At 74.1% G+C, this 21532-nt stretch carries 19 protein-coding genes; 11 read left to right on the top strand and 8 right to left on the bottom strand.

All coding sequences use genetic code 11. The features are described 5' to 3' along the window. Positions 1-20: 20 nt before the first annotated feature. The 7 genes from TR49_RS45070 to TR49_RS30680 all read right to left on the bottom strand — a co-directional run bounded on the left by TR49_RS45070 (position 21) and on the right by TR49_RS30680 (position 10543). Complete coding sequence (locus TR49_RS45070; protein ID WP_201776248.1) at positions 21-143, bottom strand: class III lanthipeptide; 123 nt, start codon at positions 141-143, stop codon at positions 21-23. A 205-nt stretch (positions 144-348) separates the two neighbouring features. Beyond that, positions 349-3264 carry a helix-turn-helix transcriptional regulator gene (locus TR49_RS30705; protein WP_042387326.1) on the bottom strand — a complete coding sequence of 972 codons (2916 nt, stop codon included), beginning with the start codon at positions 3262-3264 and terminating at the stop codon, positions 349-351. An 87-nt stretch (positions 3265-3351) separates the two neighbouring features. Beyond that, positions 3352-3585 carry a hypothetical protein gene (locus TR49_RS30700; RefSeq protein ID WP_042387325.1) on the bottom strand — a complete coding sequence of 78 codons (234 nt, stop codon included), beginning with the start codon at positions 3583-3585 and terminating at the stop codon, positions 3352-3354. A gap of 56 nt (positions 3586-3641) precedes the next feature. Then, positions 3642-6488 (bottom strand): type 2 lanthipeptide synthetase LanM family protein, encoded by a 2847-nt coding sequence (locus TR49_RS30695; RefSeq protein WP_152627530.1) that lies wholly within the window; start codon positions 6486-6488, stop codon positions 3642-3644. Between the two features lie 263 nt (positions 6489-6751). Further along, positions 6752-8149 carry a wax ester/triacylglycerol synthase domain-containing protein gene (locus TR49_RS30690; RefSeq protein ID WP_042387362.1) on the bottom strand — a complete coding sequence of 466 codons (1398 nt, stop codon included), beginning with the start codon at positions 8147-8149 and terminating at the stop codon, positions 6752-6754. A 215-nt stretch (positions 8150-8364) separates the two neighbouring features. Then, positions 8365-9402, bottom strand: coding sequence for a methyltransferase (locus tag TR49_RS30685; protein ID WP_042387322.1), 1038 nt, complete (start codon positions 9400-9402; stop codon positions 8365-8367). 82 nt (positions 9403-9484) lie between these two features. Next, entirely contained in the window at positions 9485-10543 is a 1059-nt protein-coding gene (locus tag TR49_RS30680; protein ID WP_042387321.1) for a right-handed parallel beta-helix repeat-containing protein, read from the bottom strand. A 225-nt stretch (positions 10544-10768) separates the two neighbouring features. On the opposite strand from TR49_RS30680, the gene TR49_RS30675 reads away from it, so the two are divergent. Next, positions 10769-11068: a hypothetical protein gene (locus TR49_RS30675; protein ID WP_042387320.1), complete on the top strand. Its 300-nt coding sequence runs from the start codon at positions 10769-10771 to the stop codon at positions 11066-11068. Between the two features lie 517 nt (positions 11069-11585). Then, positions 11586-11723: a multicopper oxidase domain-containing protein gene (locus TR49_RS30670; RefSeq protein WP_152627529.1), complete on the top strand. Its 138-nt coding sequence runs from the start codon at positions 11586-11588 to the stop codon at positions 11721-11723. A 45-nt stretch (positions 11724-11768) separates the two neighbouring features. Here the strand turns inward: TR49_RS30670 and TR49_RS30665 are convergent, their stop codons facing one another. Continuing rightward, a complete protein-coding gene (locus TR49_RS30665; protein ID WP_042387317.1) occupies positions 11769-13403 on the bottom strand; it encodes an FAD-dependent oxidoreductase in 1635 nt (544 codons plus the stop codon). A 318-nt stretch (positions 13404-13721) separates the two neighbouring features. Here TR49_RS30665 and TR49_RS30660 point away from each other — a divergent pair, with 318 nt between their 5' ends. From TR49_RS30660 to TR49_RS30620, 9 genes are all read left to right on the top strand, one after another. Further along, positions 13722-14933 (top strand): SchA/CurD-like domain-containing protein, encoded by a 1212-nt coding sequence (locus tag TR49_RS30660; protein ID WP_042387361.1) that lies wholly within the window; start codon positions 13722-13724, stop codon positions 14931-14933. Positions 14934-14985: 52 nt separating this feature from the next. Then, entirely contained in the window at positions 14986-15408 is a 423-nt protein-coding gene (locus tag TR49_RS30655) for a cupin domain-containing protein (RefSeq protein WP_042387316.1), read from the top strand. After that, positions 15405-16673: a beta-ketoacyl-[acyl-carrier-protein] synthase family protein gene (locus TR49_RS30650; protein WP_042387315.1), complete on the top strand. Its 1269-nt coding sequence runs from the start codon at positions 15405-15407 to the stop codon at positions 16671-16673. Before TR49_RS30655 ends, TR49_RS30650 begins: the two co-directional genes overlap by 4 nt. After that, on the top strand, positions 16670-17923 hold the full coding sequence (locus TR49_RS30645; protein ID WP_042387314.1) for a beta-ketoacyl synthase N-terminal-like domain-containing protein: 1254 nt from the start codon (positions 16670-16672) through the stop codon (positions 17921-17923). The genes TR49_RS30650 and TR49_RS30645 overlap by 4 nt, the downstream gene beginning before the upstream one ends. Before the next feature lie 57 nt (positions 17924-17980). Next, positions 17981-18238, top strand: coding sequence for a phosphopantetheine-binding protein (locus tag TR49_RS30640; RefSeq protein WP_042387313.1), 258 nt, complete (start codon positions 17981-17983; stop codon positions 18236-18238). Positions 18239-18240: 2 nt separating this feature from the next. Next, a complete protein-coding gene (locus tag TR49_RS30635) occupies positions 18241-18726 on the top strand; it encodes an SRPBCC family protein (protein ID WP_042387312.1) in 486 nt (161 codons plus the stop codon). 61 nt (positions 18727-18787) lie between these two features. Continuing rightward, positions 18788-19117: a TcmI family type II polyketide cyclase gene (locus TR49_RS30630; RefSeq protein WP_042387311.1), complete on the top strand. Its 330-nt coding sequence runs from the start codon at positions 18788-18790 to the stop codon at positions 19115-19117. A 62-nt stretch (positions 19118-19179) separates the two neighbouring features. Beyond that, the gene (locus TR49_RS30625) at positions 19180-20892 is read left to right on the top strand and encodes an acetyl-CoA carboxylase carboxyl transferase subunit (RefSeq protein WP_042387310.1); all 1713 of its coding nucleotides are present in this window, start codon (positions 19180-19182) and stop codon (positions 20890-20892) included. Beyond that, entirely contained in the window at positions 20889-21437 is a 549-nt protein-coding gene (locus TR49_RS30620) for an acetyl-CoA carboxylase biotin carboxyl carrier protein (RefSeq protein ID WP_052434768.1), read from the top strand. The genes TR49_RS30625 and TR49_RS30620 overlap by 4 nt, the downstream gene beginning before the upstream one ends. The last annotated feature ends 95 nt before the right edge of the window (positions 21438-21532 follow it).

Below are 21532 nucleotides of genomic sequence, written 5' to 3'. Positions count from 1 at the left end.
CCCGCACGGGCCCCGCCGGGTCAGTTGTGGTTCGGCGGCGTGGTCGTCTTGCAGCAGTCGCTGGAGCTGCTGGTGACGCTGATGATCCCGGCCTTCGCGGGGGCCACGCGGGGCTGCAGGTTCTGGAGCTTGAGAACGCTCATCCTGATCACTCCTTCAGGGTGCGGGAACGCGAGGTCGCGTTCCCGGGTGAGAGGGCCTGGCCGATCGGCTGGGCCCAGTCAACAGCAGCCGGTGATCGTGGACATGCCGGATACCGCCCCATGTTTTCCCCCGCCCCCACCCATGTTCTCCGCGCGTCCCCCGGCCTCTTCGCAGCGAACGCAGCGGGGGCTCAGCGGGGCGGGTTCAGCCGTCGGCCTCGCCCGCCACCAGGTCGGCGGCCAGCCGATGGAGCGCCGCACGGTCGGGCAGGCCGGTCTTGCGGAGCAGGCTCGCCAGGTGCTTCTCCACCGTGCGGGGCGAGATCACCAGTCGATGTGCGATCTCCCGGTTGGGCGGCCGGTTGACCATCAGCGCGAAGACCTCGTACTCACGGGTCGTCACGCCCGAGGAGAGCAGGACGTCCGGGATGCGGTCCCGGCCGCTGCGGCGCTGGGCGACGGTGGCGCCGCCACGGCGCAGCAGGGCCCGGCAGGCTCCCGCCACCGCGGAGGCCTCCAGCCCGTGGAAGTACTCCTCGGCGGTGCGCAGCCAGGCCACCGGGTCGCCCCAACCGTCCGCCAGTGCCGCCTCCGCGACCAGCCGCAGGGCGAGATGGGCGCCGGTGGGAAAGACCTTCCGATAGCGCCGCAGCTCGGCCACGGCCCGCGCCGCGTCCTCAGGCCTGCCCTCGCGTCCCAGCAGCACGGCGTCGGCGGCCACCAGGAACTGGCGGTTCCATGCGAGGTCGGCCGCCGGCATCGCCGACACGTCGGCGTACGCAGGACGGCCGGCGCGCCCCGCCAGGACGTCGAGCAACGGCCGCAGGCCGTACCGGCCGGCCAGGTAGAAGACGTTCGGACGGCCGCGCTCCCACTCCGCGGCGGCGGCCAACTCGGCCTCGGCCAGCGGCCGGTTCTCCTGCAGCAGGGCGCAGACGGCCCGGTTCAGGCCCAGCATCACCGGCACCAGGAACGACCGCCCGCCTCCGGCGCGGTCGAAGGCGAGCGACCGCTCCTCCATCGCCCGCGCCTGGCCCCGGTGTCCGGCGAGCGTGGCCGCGGTGAGCAGCAGGTACTGGTGGGTGCCGAGAGCGCGCATCCGGCCCGTGGCGTCCAGACAGCGGTCGATGATGTCCTGGGCCCGCCGCGGGTCGCCGGTGAGCACCGCGTACATGGCCAGCAACGCCTCCGTCCGGTGGGCCCGTCCGGGCGAGCCCAGCTCGTGGGCGGCGGCCAGCGCCTCCTCGAGGGTGCGGGCGTCGCCCTTGCGCATGAAGGAGTTGGCGCCGAGGCGGATCAGCGCCTCGAACCGCCAGTGCGGCAGCGCGTGCGCCTCGGCCACCGCCAGCATCCGGGCCAGGCAGGCGTCGGCCTCGTCGAAGCCGCGTTCCCTGGCCAGCAGGGCGAGCAGCTGCCAGGCCTTGCAGGCCAGTTCCGGCAGGTCCGCGTGCTGGGCGAACTCGGCGGCCCACAAGGCCCGTTGCTCGGTGCCCGGCAGCAGCTCCTGCTGCCCGGGCAGCAGCGCCAGATGGCCCCTGACCACCGCGAGGGCGGCGGTCAGCGCGGGCGCGTGCCGGTCGCCGAGAAGCTCCTGCGCGGCCGCGAACTGCCCGACGCCCTCGCTGCTGCGCCCGGCCATCAGTGCCGTCCAGGCCAGCCGGGTGTGCAGCTCGATCCTGCTGTCGGTGCTCGGGGCCGCGGCGCCGGTGGTCGGGAGGGTGTCGAGCAGCTCCAGCGCGCGGTCCAGGCGACCGGCCTCGGCGAGGGCGTGGACCAGTGACTCGGTGACGGCGACGCGGTCGGGGCCGGCGGCGAGCCGGTGTCCCTGCTCCAGCAGCCGGACGGCCGCACCCGAGGCGCCCGCGGCCAGCGCCTGCCGCCCTGCCTCGGCGTACAACAGTGCGGCGGCGGCTCCGTCCCCGGCGACCTCCAGCAGCCGGGCGGCGAGGTGGCGCCGCTCGTCGGCCTCGGGCACGGTCCCGCGGAGCGCGGCGGCGGCCCGTCTGGCGACGGCGGCCCGCTCGGCGGAGGGCAGGCCGGCGGCCAGCGCCTCGCCGATCAGGGAGTGGCGGAACGCGTAGCCGTCGGGCACGGCGCCGTCGGAGACGACGAGCTCCGCATGGACCAGCTCACGCAGTTCGGCGAAGAGCCGGCCCTCGTCGCGCCCGGTGACGAGCCGGAGGGTGTCGACGGTGAACCGGGGGCCGAGCAGGGCCGCCAGGACGACCAGGTCCCGGGTCGCGGGGGCGAGGCGGGCCGTCCGGGCGGCGTACGCGCGCACCACCCCGGACGGGACGGTGGCGGCCAGGTCCCCCGCCACGCGCCAGCCGGACCCCTCCTGCCGCAGCGCGCCATTGCCGACCATGTCCGCCAGCAACTCCTCGACCAGGTAGGGGTTTCCGCCGCCCACCTCGGCGAGCCGGTCGACCACGCCGGCGGGCACCCCGCCGACCGGCACGCCCAGGCAGGCGGCGGCCATGTCGTGCACCTCCGGCGCGCCCAGCGGTCCGAGCGCGAGGGCGGTGGCGACCCTGCGCTGCTCGGCGCCCTGCATCAGGTCGAACGCGGCGCCTGCCTCCGCCCGCAGCGTCGCCACCAGCAGCACGGGCAGGTCGGCGAGGTTGTCGACCAGGTACTCCACCACGGCCAGCGTCTCGGTGTCCGCGTCGTGCATGTCCTCCAGCACCAGCAGGCAGCCGGTCTCCCGGCCGATGACGGCGAGCAGCCGCAGCAGGGCCTCGGCGAGATCGGTCACGCACTCGGGACGGCCCGGAACGTCGCCGGTCCGCCATTCGGGGACGACCTGCGACAGGGACGCCCGGTACGGGAGCAGTTCCGCCGCCTCCGGCGGGCCCGTCCGGCGCAGATGGGAGCTCAGTGCCTCGGCGAGGGGGCGGAACGGCGAGGCGGCCGTGCTGGGGCTGCTGCGGCCTCGCAGCAGCGGCAGCCCCAGACCGGCGGCGTGCCGGGCGCACTCCCCGGCCAGCCGGGACTTGCCGATCCCGGCCTCCCCCGAGACGAACACCGCATGGCCCCGCCCTTTCTGACAGTCCGCCAGAAGACGTTCCAGCAGGACACGTTCCTCGGTCCGGCCGACCGTGACGGGTGATCTGGTCAACATGGCCGCAGGCTATGCGAGTCGATCACGATCGGGTAGGGAAGAAAGCGCGGCCCTGGCCGGCCGCGGGGGCCCGGCGGCGCTTGCGGCCTAGAAGTCCGTGTTGCCGTCGCGGGAGGTCCAGGTCATGGTCTCCCACGGGTCGTGCGACAGCATGAGCGCCTCGCCGCCGCCGGACAGCGCGCTCGCCCGGCGCCCCAGGGCGCCGGTGCTCCACAGCGTGATCCCGCCGATCGGGTGCTCCTGCGCCTCCGCGGGAGGAAGGTGCGGCCGCTCCGGCACGGGAAGGGTGTCGGCCGCTGGGACGGCGTCGGTGGTCTGCATGGGTGGGTCCGTTCCTCTCCTACGAGCGTCAGGGCCTTGGCGCCGCTGACGCGCACTCAGGGTGTCGGCGCCTGCAGCAGCAGCACCGAGGGCGTCCGCTCCGGGAAGCCCAGTCTCAGCAGGCCATGGCCGACGCCCGCCAGACCGGTCAGCAGGCCGGGCACGGCCAGGGCCGCCGGGGTGCCGCAGACGGGCCCGTGCCGTTCGAGCACGGCCACCCACCGCCGCGCCCGCCGCCTCCGCGCAGCCTGCGCGCCGGGGGCGACGGGGGCGACGAGGGCGGCCGACCGGCCGAGGAGCTCCAGAACGCCCGGCTCGCCATGGCAGAGGCTGTGGTCCGGCAACGGTCCGGGCCGCGCGTCAAGGCCCCGGAGGGTCCGCTCCACGAGCTCCGCCAACTGCGCGTCGCCGGACGCGACCGGCCGGTCGGCCACCGCCAGCGCGACGCCGACGAGCCCGCGGCACCAGGCGCCTTCGGCCCGCCGGTCCGCGGCGGTTCCGACGGCGGCAGCCCGCAGCGCGGCCAGACCGGCCCGTTCGCAGTCCGCGTCACCCGCGGCCTCCGCGAAGCCGAGCAGCGCCCAGCCGACCCCGGCCGCGCCGCTCGCGAAGCCCGGCTCGGGCGGCAGCGGACGCGCGGCCAGGCGGGCCGCGCACGCTCGCGCTCCGCGCCAGGCCCCGGCCGAACCGGTCGCCTGGTGGACGGCGAGCAGCGCGGCGAGGCCGCCCGCCAGACCCTCCGCCAGACCCTCCGTCAGCCCGCCCGCCGGTCGCTCCGCCGGTCCCTCTGTCGGTCCCGCAGCCGGCTCCGACTCGGCGGCGAGCACGGTCAGGTCGACGGCCCGGTCGCGCAGGGAGGCCAGGCCGGGGTCGTCCAGGGCAGCGGCCGCCGCCGTGACCGCGTAGGCGATGCCGCCCAGCCCGGCGTACCCGCCGGGGCCGACGGCCGCGAGGTCCTGGGGGCTGGCCGCGAGCCGTTCCAGCACCGACGGCAGTGGGGCCAGCGCGCGGACGGCCGCCTCCGCATGACGGTCCTGCCCGGTGAGGGCGGCGAGCTGGGCGAGGAACAGAGCCACGCCGGTGTACCCGCCGCCCAGGTCCGCACCGCACGGCCGGAGTTGCCAGTAGCGGTCGGCGATGAGCTCGAGGCCGAGCCAGTTCGTCCGCCTGGAGCCGCGGTGGCCCGAGGCGAGAAGGAGGTCACCGATGCGGCACGCGGCGTCGAGCCACTGCTCGGGATCCGTGTCCGGCTCCCGGCCCGGGTCCGGCTCCCCCGGTCCGCTCGACGCCCAACGCCGGGCCGCGGGCGCATGGGCGGCGGCCGTCGAGCGCGCGGCCATCGACGCCCGGATCACCCACTGCTGCGCCTCCAGGTCGCTCTCGTCCATGCTCCGGAGCCGCTCGGCCACCCGGTCGAGGCCGGTGCGGTCCAGCGCGCCGTGGATCCGTCCTGCGTCGCCGCTCCACAGGTCCAGCGAGTCCGGCCGGGTGGTGAACAGCGGCACGTCGCCGTCCCACAGCTGTGCGATCTCGTGGCCGAGCACGCCGGGGTGGCCCGGACCGGCGGCTCGGTTCGTGCCCAGGAGCCCGAAGAGCGCGTCCCGCTGCGCCGCGTCCCGCAGCACGTCGGGGTGGGTCGACTCGGCCAGCAGCGTCGCGTACGTCTGCGTGGGACGCACCACGACCCGGACCTCGGCCCCTGCGAAGCGCGCCAACCAACCCTGCGAGCCGAGCAGTTCGGTCCTGCCGGAGGCCACGGCCCGGTAGCCCGCGCGGAAGCCGTCGAGCAGTGCGTCCAGGTAGGCCGCGGGCTCAGCCGCGACGCCGGCGAGGCTCGGCCGGTTGGCGGCACCGGTGAGCACCTGCGGCCCGCGGACCAGCCGCATCCGGTCCGTTCCGGGATCAGCCCAGGTCACCGCGTCCGCCGGCAGCGGCGCGCCCGCGTCACCGCCCAGCCCGGAAGCGTCCACGGCCGCCCGGTCCCCGAGGAGCAGGTGCGGCAGCAGGCCCGTCCGGTACACCGAGGCCTGGAGGGCCGCGGCCGCCGGGTCGTCGACACCGGGCCCCGTGGGCGGCGGGTGGAACAGCGTCTCGACGTCGATGAGGAACGGCTCGTCGCCCCGGGCGATCAGGTTCTCGTGGTGGAAGTCGGTGCCGTCCAAGGCGTACAGCAGTGCCAGGAGAGCACCCTGGCGGCGGTAGAAGCGCTCGAGGTCCTGCTCGCTCGCGCTCGGCAGGTGGGCGATGTGCTCGACCCATCCGTACCCGCCCCGGTCCAGCAGGGCCGCCACCGGCAGACCCGGCGTGCCGGGCCGCGCGTTGAACCAGCCGACGACGTCGTTGAAGTGCCGGTGGGCCCGGAGTGGCCGCGGCTTGTAGACCACGCGGCGGCCGTCGGCGAAGCGGAGAACGGCCACGCTCCGGCCGCGCCGGTGCCCGTCCCCGGCTCCGCTCGCCACGCCGACCAGGGCGCCCGGGTCCGCTCCGCCGAGCAGGGTGGCGACGACGTCCGGCCGGTCGGCCTCGAAGCGGTCGAGCAACTCGGCCAGCGCCTCGGCGGCGTGCAGACAGGTCTGCCCCAACAGGCGTGCCAGCACGGGGTACGCGGCGAACAGGGCGGCGAGGCCCGACTGACAGCCGGTCATCGCGGCGAAGCTGTGGAACCGTTCGGACGGCGTGTCACCGTTGAGGTCACCGCGCCGCCTCGCCGCGTCGAGTTCCAGCACCAGCGTCCGGGCGGACCGCCGCGCCAGGGTGGCACCGAGCCGCCGGACGAACTCGGCCCGCACGGCGGCGAGATCGACCGCTCCGGCCGCGGGGCCCGCCGGGATCCGTTCGGCGGCCGCCCGCGCGAGCGGCGCAAGGACCGCTTCGAACCCCGCCGTTCCTGGCGGTCCGTCCATGGGCCGGAACGGTGGCACGGCAGCGAGCGCCCGATCGACGAAGAGGGCCCAGTCCGGCCTCTCCCGCGTGGCCCGCTCGTCCCGGGGCAGCGCCCGTAACCACCAGCCGTCGGCAGCCCGAGCGACCGCGAAGCTCTCCTGCGCCTCGATCACAGGCCGAGCGTGCCAGCCGACCGGTCTTCACACAAGGTCCTCGTCCTCCAGGCGCCTTCGCTCCGACGCTCCCGCCGACAGCGCCCAACGAGCCGTATTCCCAGTCGTGTTCAGCAGGTGGCGAGGAGCTCCGCCGCCGCTGCCTCGACGGCCCGGGAGAGCTCCGGGGTGGCGAACGCGCCGCGCAGGCCGAGGTGGAGGCGGCCGCGGAAGGAGCTGACCGCCACGGAGAGGGCCTGGTGGCGGGCGAGCGGGGCCAGCGGGTGCAGGCCGGTCAGCGGCATGCCGGCGAGGGCGAAGGGCCGGTCAGGGAGCGGCACGTTGGTGACCAGGGCGTCGAACAGCAGCCCTGCGGAGGGCCGCAGCAGCGGTGCGGCGAGGGGGTGGGCGGCGGGTGGAACGAGGTCGGCCAGCAGGGCGACCGCGCCCGCGCCGCGCCGCGGCCCGGCGGCCTTGCGGGCGTCCATCGTCGCGCGGACGCGACGCAGTCGGGCGACGGGGTCGGGTTCGGAAACAGGCAGGTCCACCAGGAAGCCGGAGAGGCGGTTCCCGGCGGCGGGCGTGCCGGTGGCGGTGCGACGTCCGCGCTGGCTGACCGGGACCATCACCCGCACGTCCGTGCGCTCGCCCGCGCCGCGCAGCGCGCCCGCGAGGACGGCCAGCACGACATCGTTCGCGGTACCGCCGTGGGTCTTGCGGATGATCCGGACGTCGTCGACGACGAGGGCGGGCAGGGCCAACCCGTGGCCGGAGGTGGCGGGGGCGCGCAGCAGTGGGGGCCGCATCGGGGAGGGGTGTCGCAGGGCGCGGTCCACGCCGTCGGCGGCGGCCAGCAGCGCGCTGGCCGCGATCTCGGTCGCGCGCAGGGTCCGGCGGGCCTCGATCGGCAGCGACCGCAGCAGTCGCAACGGGGCCGGTCCGCTCGCCGCCGCGAGTGGCGTGGGGGCAGCCGACGCCTCCGGGTCGGCCGGGTCGGGAGCTTCGGAGTGGCCGTCGAGCAGGCGGATGCCGAGTTCCAGTGCACGCAGGCCGTCGACGACGGCGTGGTGGACCTTGAGCAGCAGGAACAGCACCGGTTCGCCGTCCGCGCCGCCAATGCCTGCGGGGCTGAGCAGGTGCATCTCCCAGGGCGGGGCCTCGCGCGGGACCGGGCGGGCCATCAGCTCGCCGACGATCCGGCACAGCCGCGGGTCGGAGGGGTCCGCGGTCACGTCGGCGGGCAGCTGGTGACACACCGTCTGCGTGGCGGCGTCGAAGTCCGGCTGGTCCTCCCAGCCAGGGCCCTCCAGGGGGTTGCGCGAGGGCTGCACCCGTCGGCGCAGCCGGGGGATCCGCTGCGCCCGCCGGGCCAGCAGCGCGGCGACGGCTTCGGCATCGACCCGTCCGGGCGGCCCAGCCGGTCCGGCCGGCCCGCCGCCGAACACGGCGAGGGCGCCGATGTGCATCGGGGCGTCGGGTGACTCCAGGCACCAGAAGGCGTGGTCCAACGGGCTGAGCCTGGGCGTCATGGACATCCCCTCCGCGGTGGCCTGACGGCCCGCACCGAGGCCGGAGCGCGCAGCACGCGCTGCGCCTCCCTGCCTGGCGGGGCTGACGCGGCCACGCTAGCCCCTGAAGGGTGTGAAGTGTCGACGCCGCGCCCCCGTCGGCGCGTTCACACCGTCGAACCGGCCGCCGCCCCGGGGGACTTCACCGGTCCCGGGCCGGGGGAAACGTTCCGTCATCAGCCCTGCGACACCAGACTCTCGAAGACGTGCAGGTATCCGTTGACCGGCCGCACGTCCGTGATCTCCAGACCTGCCTCGGTCATCCGCGCGCTCATGCTCGCGCGGGTGTGCTTGGCCCCGCCGACGTTCAGCAGCAGCATCAGGTCCATGGCCGTGGTGAACCTCATCGAGGGGCTGTCGTCGACGAGGTTCTCCACCACCAGGACCCGCGCGCCCGGGCGCGCGGCGCCGACGACGTTGCGGAGCGTCCGGCGGGTGCTGTCGTCGTCCCACTCCAGGATGTTCTTGATGACGTAGACGTCGGCCTGCACGGGAACCGCGCGACGGCAGTCCCCGGCGAGCAGGGTCGCCCGGTCGGCGAGCTCGCCCCCCGGGCGCAGGCGCGGGTCGGCGTTGGCGACGACCTCGGGGAGCTCCAGCAGGGTGCCCCGCAGGTTCGGGTACTTCTGCAGCAGCTCGGCCAGCACGTGGCCCTGTCCCCCGCCGATGTCCACCACCGTCGACGCCCCCGCGAGGTCCGTGGCGTGGGCGAAGTCCTGGGCGGACTGCCGGCTGGAGTGGGTCATCGCCAGGTTGAAGACCTGGGCGGACTCGGCCGCCTCACCGTGCAGGTACTCGAAGAACTCCTTGCCGTACAGGTCCTTGAAGACGCTCCTGCCGGAGCGGACCGCGTCGTCCAGTGACCCCCACGCCTGCCAGGTCCAGGGCTCGGTGCACCACAGGACGATGTAGCGCAGACTGTTCGGCGCGTCCTCGCGCAGCAGTCGTGACATCTCCGTGTGTGCGAACCCGCCCTCCTCCTCGGCGAAGATGCCGAAGCAGCACAGGGCGCGGAGCAGCCGGGTCAGGGCTCTCGGTTCGGCGCCGGTCGCGGCGGCCAGCTCCTCGGCGCTGAGCGGGACGTCGTCGAGGGCGTCGGCCACGCCGAGGCGCGTCGCCGCCCGGACCGCCGCGGCGCAGGCGGCACTGAAGGCGAGTTCGCGCAGCTGCACGACCGGCGGCTTCGACTGCTCGACCTTGGAGGCAGTGGTCATCTGGGACAACCCTTCGTTTCTGACCCGCGTCTGTGCGGGGCGTTCGGAATCAGCGGGCCCGACGGGGCCCCGTGACGGCCGGTCAGCATCGTCCGGCGGGTTCGGACACGCGGCAGACGTTGGCGACGAACACGTTGCGCGCTCCGCCGTCCCGGTCGGCCAGGTCGGCGGAGCGGTTGTCCACCACGAGGTTGTCGCGGACGGTGTTGTCGGTGCTCTGACCGCCCACGTAGCTGCGGAACAGCACGATTCCGCCCGAGAGCGGCGAGGCTCCGACGTTGCCGTCCACCTCGTTGTCGGTGACCAGCGTCTGCTCGACCCCGGTCAGCACGATGCCGCTGCCCTGGATGTAGGGCAGCCGGTCGGTCGCCGGGCAGTAGGAGTTGTTGTCGTTCACCAGGTTGCCCCGGACGGTCAGGTCGCCGGCACGCGGGCGGGTGTCGTCCCCCACGATGAAGACGCCGCCGCAGTTGCCGGTGACGGTGTTCTGTGCGACGACGAGGTTCCGCAACCGCCGGACGACGACGCCGAACCGGTTGCCGTAGAGCCGGTTCCCGGACACGCGGGTGCCGTCGGTGTCGACGCCTACGCCCTTGCCGTCCGCGATGTTGGCCAGGAAGACGCCCGCCTGCCCGTTGCCGTGCGCGGTGTTGCCGGCCACACGGCTGCGAACGGACTTCTCCTCGCTGATGCCCTGCTGCCCGTTGTCCCGGGCCTCGACGGAACGGACCGTCAGTCCGTCCGTGCCGGAGGCGGAGATGCCGTCGATGCGGAATCCGGAGACCGTGAGCGACTCGATGCGGGCGTCGGTCACGGGGTGGTCGGCCGTCCCGAACACGCAGATCCCGTCACCGGCCGCCGCACAGGCGCCGGTCGCAGCGCCGTCGGGCGGGGACAGCACCGTCAGCGGACCGGCGCCGCGCAGGGTCACCCCGGAGGTCCTGAGCAGCACGCTCTCGTGGTAGTGCCCGGCCTGGACCAGGACGGTGTCCCCCGGCCGGGCGGCGTCGACCGCCGCCTGGATCGACTGTCCGGGGTGGACCAGATGGACCGCCGTCCCGGACTCGGGATAGGCGGGCACGGCGACCGGTAGTGAGACCGCGGCACCGAGCAGGCCACAGAACAGCCATCCTGACGACATTCCCTCAACCGCCCTTTCGGACACCGACGCCGTGTGCGTCGTCTCGTGTCGAAGCTACGAACGCCCGTCCGCCACCGCACGTCGAGAGTGTCGAACGGGCGCACGCCACGACGGGCCGTGGCCACCGCCCGCACACGAAGGACCGTTCCCTGGTGCCCCCTGGACGACCGTGATCTATGGTCGTGCTGGGGGGAGTCAGCGACTGTCCATCGAAGGAGACCCCCAATGGCTGTCGTCATGTCGATGCGCTGGGCGGGTGTCACGCCCGAGCAGTACGAAGCCGCCCGCACGGTGGTGCACTGGGAGGACAGGACTCCCGACGGCGGCATCATCCACGCGTCCTGGTTCGAGGACGACGGGCTGCATGTGATCGATGTCTGGGACTCCGAGGCGGCGTTCGAGCACTTCAGCCTCAAACGGCTGATGCCCGTCGTCCGCAGGCTCGGTGTCGTCGGAGAGCCGCAGGTGACCTTCTCACCCTTGCACCGGCGCTTCGTGGCGCCGGGCGTGAGCGGAGCCGCCTGACACGACGTGACGGGAGAGCCGGGCCGGTACGGGACGCCCTCGTACCGGCCCGGCTTCCGTTGTCCCCGGCCCGTCGGCGCCGGGCGGCGCAACCCGGGGCCCGTCAGCTCACGCACGGCGGAACTTCTTCGGCCGACCGGCGGAGGCACGTGGCGGCCTGCGCCACCGGCACGGGACCACCGCCTGGTGTCGCCGGAACGCGACGGAGAACGCCGCGCGCGGGCGCGGACACGCCCCTGCGGAGCACCGGAGCAGCGATCCGAAGGGGGAGCCCATGCCCGTCCCCGGGCAACGAAGGCCTTCGACGGCGACGACCGGCGCCGCCCGTGGCAGCCCTCGCGGGCCCGCGATGCCGTCCTCGGCGCACGGCCGATTCCTTCGAGCGCAGCGCCGTACCCAACGGCTACGACGGCATGACGGTCCAGCACTTCACCAGCCGTCAGACGACATATTGGGCGGTCGGCTTCCGCGCGCGCCCACCTTCCGGGCCCGCGTCGGCGACCGCGTGCGCTGGCGCGTGGCAACGCTCGGCCAGGGCCTCCACGTCTTCCACGTGCACGGCCGCCGCTGGCGCAGCGGCGACCGCATCTACCACTGCCACATCACCGACCACATGATGGGCGGCATGGTGGGCCGTTACCTCGTGGAGCCCTGACCGGACTCCCGCCCGGCCAGGGCTCCGCTTCCTCCCGGGCGGGCGTCAGGCCCGGCTCAGGACGGCGCCCAGCACCTCGGTCAGGACCTGGAGCGGCCGGTCGTCCCCGGTGACGGCGCGCCAGGCGACGAAGCCGTCGGGCCGCACGAGGACCGCGCCGTCCTCGGCCACGCCGTGGGCCTGGGCCCAGTCCGCCCCCTCGTCCGGCTGGAGGACGGACCCGGGCCCCGGCTCGCCGCCGATCCGGTGGCACTCCAGCGGCACGCCGAGTTCCTCGGCGACCCGCAGCCCCGCCTCGTGCCAGGCCCGCCCCCCGGGCCCGGTCAGCAGGACCGGACCCCGTTCGTAGAGGTCGAGTGTCGACAGGCGGACGCCGTCGCGGTTCACCCACAGGTGCGGCGCCCGGGAGCCGGGCTCGGCGCCGGGGCGGAACTGCTCAGGAACGGCGGACTCCTCGGGGTCGGCGCCGTGCACGGCGCCCGAGTGGTAGCGGTATCCGAGCACCACCGCCAGCATGCCGGCCTGCTTGCCGGTGCCCGGGCTGACGTCGTATCCGGGGTGCCGGTGCTCGGCCGACCGGGCGGAGGCGCGCGCGGCGGTCGCCAGGGCCACGGGGCGGCGCTCCGCCTCGTAGCTGTCCAGCAACTCCGGTCCGGCCCAGCCCTGCAGGACCGCGGCCAGCTTCCAGGCGAGGTTGTGGGCGTCCTGGATCCCGGTGTTGGAGCCGAACGCACCGGTGGGGGACATCTCGTGGGCGGAGTCGCCGGCCAGGAAGACCCGCCCCCGGCCGTAGCCGTCCGCCACCCGCTCGGCCGCGTGCCAGGGCGCCTTGCCGGTGATCTCCACCTCCAGGTCCGCCACCCCGGTGGCGGCGCGGATCAGCGCGGTGCAGCGCTCGTCGGTGAAGTCCTCCAACGTCTCGCCGGAGTCGGGCCGCCAGGGCGCGTGGAAGACCCACGACTCCTTGTTGTCGACGGGCAGCAGCGCGCCGGAGCCCTCGGAGTTCCTGAGGTAGCAGACGATGAAGCGCCGGTCCCCGACCTCGTCCGCCAGGCGCTTGGCGCGGAAGGTGATGCTGACGTTGTGGAACAGGTCGCCCCGGCCGCCGCAGCCGATGCCGAGCCGCTCACGGACGGGGCTGCGGGGACCGTCCGCGGCCACCAGGTACTGCGCCCGGACGGTCCGCTTCCGGCCGCTGTCACGGTCCGTCACCACGGCGGTGACGCCGTCCTGGTCCTGCTCGAAGGAGTCCAGCTCGGTACCGAAGCGGATGTCCGCGCCCAGCTCCCGGGCCGCGGCCAGCAGCTCGGGCTCCAGGTCGTTCTGGGAGCACAGGCACCAGCCGGCGGGGCTGAGCCTGGCCAGGCCGCCACCGGGGTCGATCTCGCGGAACAGCCACTCCTGCTCCGCTCCGGTGAGCGTGTCCGCCTGGAGGATGCCGTGGTTGTCCGCCAGGACGGAGGCGGCGGCACGGATGCGCGGCTCGACGCCGGCGGTCCGGTAGAGCTCCATGGTGCGGACGTTGTTGCCGCGGCCGCGCGGATGGTGCGAGGTCGCGGCGTGACGTTCCACCAGGAGGTGCCGGACGCCGAGGCGGCCGAGGAACAGCGACGCGGACAGCCCCACAAGGGAGCCTCCCACGATCAGGACGGGGACGTTCTCGTCGGCGTTGGCCGTCATTGATGCTCTCCGGTTCGGGGACGGTGCTTCGGGGGCGGCGCCGGCGCAGCGGCCGCGGAATGCGGCCGACGGCCGTGCGGGGTCGCTCGTATCCGTCCCCGGGCACGAGCCCGTCGACCGGTTCTTCACCCGACTGCCACACACACCGCGCGCTCACGCAAAGTGCACGTCACGATCGTGTACGTATCGCACCGTCGGCATATGCCGACGGTCATGAGTCGAGGGCCGAGGCCCCGACCGGATGCCCCCGGTGGCGCCCGCTGCGGACGAGAGCGCGGAGCCCTGACCGCCGGCGGGCGAGAGGGAGAAACCACTGTGGTGACCACGGACTACACGCACACCTCCGCGGCCGGAACAGCAGACCAGCGTCTCCGGGTGGTCCTGCTGCTGGACGTGCACGAGGGCCAGGAGCAGAAGTTCCTGGCGGCCTACGACCAGATCTGCCATCAGGTGGCGGACGTGCCCGGCCACATCAGCGACCAGTTGTGCCAGTCGCTGGGCAACTCCTCGCAGTGGCTGATCACCAGCGAGTGGGAGTGCGCCGAACCGTTCCTGAGCTGGGTGGACAGCGCCGCCCACCGCGCGCTGGTGCAGCCCCTGCACGACTGCGTCGCGGACACGCGGTCGCTTCGGTTCGTCATCGCCCGCCAAACCCCGGAGACAGCCCTGACCCCGGAGACTGCCCAGATCCCGGAGACGGGGCAGGCCGTGGAGGCGGCGCAGTCCACGAAGGCGGCGCAGGCTCCGAAGCCCGCGCGCCCCGCCCAGCGGCCCCTCCGCACCGACCCGCTGCCGCGGCCGCCGCTGGCCAGCGGGGGGCTGGTGCGCCACGCGATCGCCTTCACCGTCAAGCCGGGCAGCGAGAAGCAGGTCGAGCGGATCCTGGCCGGCTACGCCTCGCCCGAGGCGCGGGTCGACGCCAACACGCGCCTGTGCCGCACCTCGCTGTTCATGCGCGGCAACCAGGTCGTCCGGGCCGTGGAGGTCAAGGGAGACCTGGGGAACGCGCTGCGGCACGTGGCCGAGCAGCCCGAGGTGCGACAGGTCGAGGAGGCCGTCAACCCGTACCTCGAGGAAGCCCGCGACCTGACCGACCCGACGTCCGCACGGGCGTTCTTCGCCCGGGCCGCGCTTCCTGCGGTGCACCACGCCGGCGGCCCGCAGGCGCTCGCCGCGGCCGAGGTCACCCGCCACGCCTTCCTCTACCCCGTGCGTCCCGGCCAAGCTGCGGCCGTGGCCCGGCTGTTGGGCGAGCAGGACGGCGAGGCCGCAGCCGACGCCACGAGCCCGCTGGTGCAGAGCACCATGTTCGTGCGCGAAGGCCTCTTCATGCGGATGGTCGACCTGAGCCGTCCCTACCAGGACGTGCCGGTGCAGGCGTCGGGCATCACCCCCCGGGTGGCGCAGCGGCTGCTCCCCCTCCTCGACACGGGCGATCCCGCCGTCGCGGCCGACGAGTCGGCCCTCGTGCGCTTCCTGACCGGCTGCGAGATGAGCCTGGTCACCGACCGCGCCGCCCCCGCGTCCTGAATCCGCGCCCTGAACCCGCGCCCACCCTTCGCACAGTCCGGGAGACCCCGACATGGCCACTTCGTCCGCACGCATCGTCAGCCTTGCCGAGACCACGCCCAACCGACGGCGCGGCGGCGACCTGCGCGCCATGCTCACCCCGACCTCGGTCGGCTCGTCCAGCGGCTTCATGGGCCTCGCCCTGATCGAGCCCGGCGAGCGCATCGGTGAGCACTACCACCCGTACTCCGAGGAGTTCGTCTTCGTCGTCGCCGGGGACCTCGAGGTGGACCTGGACGGCGAGACGCACCCGCTCCGCCCGGAGCAGGGACTGATGATCCCCCGGGACGTGCGCCACCGCTTCCGCAACGTGGGCGGCTCCCAGGCGCGCATGGTCTTCCACCTGGGCCCGCTCGCGCCGAGGCCCGACCTCGGGCACGTGGACACGGAGAGCGAGCCCGCTGCCTCCGGCGACGCCCCGGTGGCGAGCACATGACGCGCCGGGTGGCCGTGACGGGCCTCGGGGTCGTCGCCCCGGGCGGCATAGGCGTCCCGTCCTTCTGGGAGCTGCTGACGACGGGGCGCACCGCGACCCGCGGGATCACCCTCTTCGACGCGGGACCGTTCCGTTCCCGTATCGCGGCGGAGTGCGACTTCGATCCCGTCGCCTGCGGTCTGGACCCCGAGACCGTCGAACGCTGCGACCGCTACATCCAGTTCGCGCTCGTCGCGGCCGCCGAGGCGCTGCGGGACTCCGGGATCGACACGTCCCGGCTGGACCCCTGGCGCAGCGGCGTGTCCCTGGGCACCGCCGTGGGCGGCACCACGCGGCTCGAACACGACTACGTCGCGGTCAGCGAGCACGGCGGGCGCTGGGACGTCGACCCGCGGGCCGCCGGCCCGCACCTGCACCGCGCCTTCTCCCCGAGCTCGCTCGCCTCCGAGGTCGCCGAGTTCCTCGACGCGCGCGGGCCGGTGCAGACCATCTCGACGGGCTGCACCTCGGGGCTGGACGCGGTCGGGCACGCCTTCGAGACCATCATCGAGGGCAAGGCCGACATCATCGCCGCCGGGGCCTCGGAGTCCCCCATCTCCCCGATCACCGTCGCCTGCTTCGACGCCATCAAGGCGACCTCGACCCGCAACGACGACCCGGCGCACGCCTCCCGTCCCTTCGACGCCGACCGCGACGGTTTCGTCCTCGGCGAGGGCGCCGCCGTGCTGCTGCTGGAGGAACGGGAACACGCCCTGGCCCGCGGGGCCCGGATCTACTGCGAGATCAGCGGCTTCGCGACCTTCGGCAACGCGTACCACATGACCGGGCTGACCACCGAGGGCCGGGAGATGTCCGAGGCCATCGACCGCGCGCTCGCGCAGGCCGGGGTCTCCCCCACCGAGGTGGACTACGTCAACGCCCACGGATCGGGGACGCGCCAGAACGACCGGCACGAGACCGCCGCCGTCAAGCGCTCGCTCGGCGAGCACGCCCGTTCCGTTCCGATGAGCTCCATCAAGTCGATGGTCGGGCACTCCCTGGGCGCCATCGGCGCGATCGAACTGGCGGCCTGCGCCCTGGCCGTCGCCGAGGGCATGGTGCCGCCCACCGCCAACTACCGAACCCCGGACCCGGAGTGCGACCTGGACTACGTGCCGTGCAGCGCGCGGCGCCAGAACCTGCGACACGTGCTGTCGGTGGGCAGCGGGTTCGGCGGGTTCCAGTCCGCGGTGGTGCTCACCCATCCCGACCGGAGTCTGCCATGACCTTCAGCAGCGACCTCCCCCCGCGGTCCGCCGTGATCACCGGCATGGGCGTCATCGCGCCCAACGGCGACGGCTGCGACGCCTTCTGGAAGTCCCTCCTGCGGGGCGTCGTGGCGCTGGACCGGGTCACCCGCGAGGGGTGCACCGAGCTCCCGTTGCGCGTCGCGGGCGAGGTCCGCGACTTCGATCCGGAACGGCTGATCGAGAACCGCTTCCTGGTGCAGACCGACCGCTTCACCCACTTCGCCATGGCGGCGGCCGACCTGGCCCTGCAGGACGCCCGGCTCACCGGGGACCCCGACGCGCCCTTCGCGGTCGGCGTCACCACCGCGGCCGGATCCGGCGGGGGCGAGTTCGGGCAGCACGAGCTCCAGGAGCTGTGGGGACACGGGCCGCACTTCGTCGGCCCCTACCAGTCGATCGCCTGGTTCTACGCCGCGAGCACCGGCCAGATCTCGATCCGGGGCGGCTTCCGCGGACCGTGCGGAGTCCTGGCCAACGACGAGGCCGGCGGGCTAGACGTGTTCGCGCACGCCTGCCGTGCCGTCAGGAACGGTGCCAGTGCCGTCGTGACGGGCGCGACCGAGGCCCCGCTGGCCCCCTACTCGATGGTCTGCCAGCTGGGTTACCCCGAGATCAGCCTGGCCGCCGACCCGCGCCGGGCCTACCTCCCGTTCACCGAGGACGCCTGCGGCTTCTCCCCCGCCGAGGGAGGCGCCATGTTCGTCGTCGAGCGCGAGGACTCCGCCCGCGAACGGGACGCCCGCGCCCGCGCCCGGATCGCCGGCCACGCCTCGACGTTCACCGGCACCCGGGGGTGGGAGCACTCGCGGGAGGGGCTCGCCCGGGCCATCCAGGGCGCCCTGGCGGAGGCCGCCTGCCCACCGGACCAGGTGGACGTGGTGTTCGCCGACGCCCTCGGCGTCCCGGCCGCCGACCAGGCCGAGGCGCTCGCGCTCGGCGACGCGCTGGGCGCGCGGGCCGCCGACGTCCCGGTGACCGCGCCCAAGTCCGGCTTCGGGCGCGCCTTCTCGGCCGCCGCGACGCTGGACGTCGCCGCCGCCGTCCTGGCGCTGGAGCACGGCATCGTCCCGCCCACCCCGAACATCGCCGAAGTCCGCGTCGACCTCGACGTGGTCACCAACCAGCCCCGTACCGCACCGCTGCGGACCGCCCTGGTCCTCAGCCGCGGCCTGATGGGCTGCAACTCGGCGCTGGTGCTGCGCCGCGCCGAGGAACCCCGCACCTGACCGAACCCATCCGACCTCCCCGCGGGAGAGAACGCCGCGCGGGAGAAGGGAGTCCCGATGAACGGCCCCGTGACCTACGAAGAGCTGGCGACCCTGATGAAGGGCCGGGCCGGCCTGGACGTCGACGCCGCGGCCCTGGAGGAGCGGCCCGACGCCGAGTTCGCCACCTTCGACCTCGACTCGCTCGGCCTGCTCGGCATCGTCTCCGAGCTGGAGAAGCGCTACGACCGCTCGATCGGCGGCGAGCCGGAAATGTGCAAGACCCCCCGCGCCTTCCTGACCGTCGTCAACGAGCAGCTCACCCAAGGAGCCTGAGAATGACCGGACACACCGACAACACCGTCGCCATCGCCGCCCCCGTGGACCTCACCTGGGAGCTGACCAACGATCTGGAGGGCTGGCCCTCTCTCTTCACCGAGTACGCCTCCGTCGACGTGCTGGAGCGCGCGGGCGACCGGGTGACCTTCCGGCTGACCATGCACCCCGACGAGAACGGCCAGGTGTGGTCCTGGGTCTCCCAGCGCGAGACGGACCGGTCCGGCCTGACGGTGCGCGCGCACCGGGTGGAGACCGGCCCCTTCGCGCACATGAACATCGTCTGGCAGTACCAGGAGCTGGCCGGCGGCACCTCGATGCGCTGGATCCAGGACTTCGCCATGAAGCCCACCGCACCCGTGGACGACCTCGCGATGACCGATCTCATCAACCGCAACAGCCGCGTGCAGATGGACGTGATCCGCGACAAGGTCGAACGCCGTGCCAAGGAGATGGGCTGGCGCCCGACCGCGCCGCTGCCCGACTGACCCCCGCCTCGGCCGACGCACGCGCCGGCCCGGCAGCATGTGAGACAAGGAAACCCCGACGATGCACCGCGCACTGATCATCGCCCGCATGAAGCCCGACTCGGCCGACGACATCGCCGCCGCCTTCGCCGCCTCCGACCGGGGCGAACTGCCCGGCCTCATCGGCGTCACGGGTCGCAGTCTGTTCCAGTTCGGCGACCTGTACCTGCATCTGGTCGAGTCCGACCAGCCTCCCGGCCCCCAGGTGGCCAGGTTCCACGACCACCCCGAGTTCCGCGGCATCAGCGAGCGGCTCGCCGCCTACGTCCAGGCCTACGACCCCGAGACCTGGCGTGAACCGAAGGACGCGATGGCCCGCGAGTTCTACCGCTGGGAGCGCACCCCGAGCTGACCCGCCCGCCCCGCGCGGCGCTGCAGCCACCGGCGACCGCCGGCAGATGGGAAGGAAGCACCATGGTCGATGTCCGAACTCCGGGTGACGCGTGGATCCGCTGCGACCAATGCGTCCGGCTCATCTACGACAAACGGTTCATCCGTTCCCTACGGGTGTGCCCGGACTGCGGGACGCACGCCCGGCTGACCGCGCACCAGCGGCTGGACCAGCTGCTCGATCCGGGCTCCGCCCAGCCGATCCCGCACGTCGACGCCGTCCACGACCCGCTCGACTTCACCGACACCCGGCCCTACCCGGACCGGCTGCTCGACGCCCGCGCCGAGACCGGTCTGCACGACGCCGTGGTCTGCGTGCAGGGCACCGTCGAGGGCCGGCCGGTGGTCGCGGCGGCGATGGACTTCCGCTTCCTCGGCGGCAGCCTGGGCTGCAGCGTCGGCGCGCTGATCACCGAGGCCGCGCGGACCAGTCTGCAGCTGCGGACGCCGCTGCTGCTGGTCACCGCCTCCGGCGGGGCCCGCATGCAGGAGGGCGCGCTGTCGCTGATGCAGATGGCCAAGACCGCGCAGGCGCTGGCGGAGCTGGACGAGGCCGGGATCCTGGTGGTCTCCCTGATCACCGATCCCACCTACGGCGGGGTGGCGGCCTCCTTCGCCACCCTGGCGGACGTCATCCTGGCCGAGCCGGGAGCGCGCCTCGGGTTCGCCGGACCGCGGGTCATCGAGCAGACCATCGGCGAGACGCTGCCGCCCGGCTTCCAGACCGCCGAGTTCCTGCTGCAGCACGGCCTGATCGACGACATCGTGCCCCGGGCGGCCCAGCGCACCGTGCTGGCCCAGCTGCTCGCGCTGCAGGACGGCCGTCCCGATCCTCCGGCCGGCCAAGCGGACGACGCGGCCGACCGCGGCGACCACATCCTGCGCCATGCCGACCGGATCGAGGGGACGGACCCGTGGGAGCCCGTCGAACTGGCCCGCCACTGCGAACGGCCCACGACGCTGGACTACGCCGCGCACCTGCTCGACGGATTCCACGAGCTGCACGGCGACCGGATCGGCGAGGACTGCCCCGCCGTGGTCGGCGGTCCGGGCCGGCTGGGCGGCCGACCGGTCATGCTGATCGGCCATCACAAGGGCGGCAGCGAACTGGCCGAGCGTCAGCGCCGCAGCTTCGGCATGCCCACCCCCGGCGGCTACCGCAAGGCCGCACGGCTGATGCGGATGGCCGCCAAGCTCGGCCTGCCGGTGGTCACGCTGATCGACACCCCCGGCGCGTATCCCGGCCCGGACGCGGAGCGCAACGGCCAGGCGATGGCCATCGCCGAGAACCTGCGCCTGATGGCGGGGCTGCCGGTCCCGATCATCGCCGTGGTCACCGGCGAGGGCGGCAGCGGCGGAGCGCTGGCCCTGGCGGTCGGCGACCGGGTGCTGATCTGCGAGAACGGCATCTACTCGGTGATCAGCCCGGAAGGGTGCGCGGCGATCCTGTGGAAGGACCCCGAGGCGGCGACCGAAGCAGCCTGCGCCCTGCGTGTGGGCGCGGCCGAGCTGCTGCGTCTCGGCGTCGTCGACGGCGTCGTGCCGGAGCCCCCGGGCGGCTCCCACACCGACCCCGCGCGCGCGGCGGAGCTGCTCGGAGCCGCCCTCCAGTGCGCGCTCGACGAGCTGGACCCGTGGGAGCCGCAGCGCCTGGTGCGCGCACGCCGTGACCGCTTCCACCAGTTCGGCCGTGAGGAACCGAACCGAGCGACGAAGACGAAGGAGGAAGCCCCGTGAGGACCGACGACGAGCGACCGCAGAACAGCCCGGAGACTGCCGGAGCGGGCACGACCGACGCGGAGGCCGCCGACGCCTCCGGGACCGGCGCGCTGCTCGACGCGGTGTGCCGCGGCCTCGCCCAACTGGCCAGGTCCGCGCCCGAACCGCCGCGGCGGATCCGGCTCCAGGACGGGCAGGCCAGCGTCGAGATCGAGTGGCCGGATCCGCTGCCCGGCGTCGCCGGACCGGTTCCGGTGGTGGTCACCGGCGACGCGGAACAGCCGGACGAGCCGATGAACGACCTGCACAGCTTCGTCAGGGCCCCCATGGTCGGCACGTTCTACCACGCGAGTTCCCCGGACGCGCCGCCGTTCGTGCGCGTCGGCGACCTCATCGAGCCGGGGCAGCCGGTGGGCGTGCTGGAGGCGATGAAGATGATGAACACCGTCACCGCGGAGGTCGGCGGACGCGTCGTCGAGCTCATCGTCTCCAACGCCCAGCCGGTGGAGTTCGACCAGAGCCTGATCGCCCTCGCGCCGGTCCCCGTGGACCAGGAGGTCTGACGCGGCTGACGCGGCGTCGCAGCCGCATCCAGGCTCGCTCCCCAGGGCCGGCCATCGGCCGGCCCGCCACCGCACAGCGAAGAAGATGGTGGTCC

Origin of the sequence: Streptacidiphilus melanogenes (assembly GCF_000787835.1) — a bacterium.
Classification (GTDB): domain Bacteria; phylum Actinomycetota; class Actinomycetes; order Streptomycetales; family Streptomycetaceae; genus Streptacidiphilus; species Streptacidiphilus melanogenes.
This window is presented reverse-complemented; position numbering and strand designations above follow the sequence as displayed.

Coding starts and splice junctions, on each gene's coding strand:
- TR49_RS30705 (WP_042387326.1), bottom strand. CDS start 3,264: ATGTTGACCAGATCACCCGTCACGGTCGGCCGGACCGAGGAACGTGTC.
- TR49_RS30690 (WP_042387362.1), bottom strand. CDS start 8,149: ATGACGCCCAGGCTCAGCCCGTTGGACCACGCCTTCTGGTGCCTGGAG.
- TR49_RS45070 (WP_201776248.1), bottom strand. CDS start 143: ATGAGCGTTCTCAAGCTCCAGAACCTGCAGCCCCGCGTGGCCCCCGCG.
- TR49_RS30635 (WP_042387312.1), top strand. CDS start 18,241: ATGACCGGACACACCGACAACACCGTCGCCATCGCCGCCCCCGTGGAC.
- TR49_RS30630 (WP_042387311.1), top strand. CDS start 18,788: ATGCACCGCGCACTGATCATCGCCCGCATGAAGCCCGACTCGGCCGAC.
- TR49_RS30700 (WP_042387325.1), bottom strand. CDS start 3,585: ATGCAGACCACCGACGCCGTCCCAGCGGCCGACACCCTTCCCGTGCCG.
- TR49_RS30645 (WP_042387314.1), top strand. CDS start 16,670: ATGACCTTCAGCAGCGACCTCCCCCCGCGGTCCGCCGTGATCACCGGC.
- TR49_RS30640 (WP_042387313.1), top strand. CDS start 17,981: ATGAACGGCCCCGTGACCTACGAAGAGCTGGCGACCCTGATGAAGGGC.
- TR49_RS30695 (WP_152627530.1), bottom strand. CDS start 6,488: ATGGACGGACCGCCAGGAACGGCGGGGTTCGAAGCGGTCCTTGCGCCG.
- TR49_RS30685 (WP_042387322.1), bottom strand. CDS start 9,402: ATGACCACTGCCTCCAAGGTCGAGCAGTCGAAGCCGCCGGTCGTGCAG.
- TR49_RS30675 (WP_042387320.1), top strand. CDS start 10,769: ATGGCTGTCGTCATGTCGATGCGCTGGGCGGGTGTCACGCCCGAGCAG.
- TR49_RS30665 (WP_042387317.1), bottom strand. CDS start 13,403: ATGACGGCCAACGCCGACGAGAACGTCCCCGTCCTGATCGTGGGAGGC.
- TR49_RS30650 (WP_042387315.1), top strand. CDS start 15,405: ATGACGCGCCGGGTGGCCGTGACGGGCCTCGGGGTCGTCGCCCCGGGC.
- TR49_RS30655 (WP_042387316.1), top strand. CDS start 14,986: ATGGCCACTTCGTCCGCACGCATCGTCAGCCTTGCCGAGACCACGCCC.
- TR49_RS30625 (WP_042387310.1), top strand. CDS start 19,180: ATGGTCGATGTCCGAACTCCGGGTGACGCGTGGATCCGCTGCGACCAA.
- TR49_RS30680 (WP_042387321.1), bottom strand. CDS start 10,543: ATGTCGTCAGGATGGCTGTTCTGTGGCCTGCTCGGTGCCGCGGTCTCA.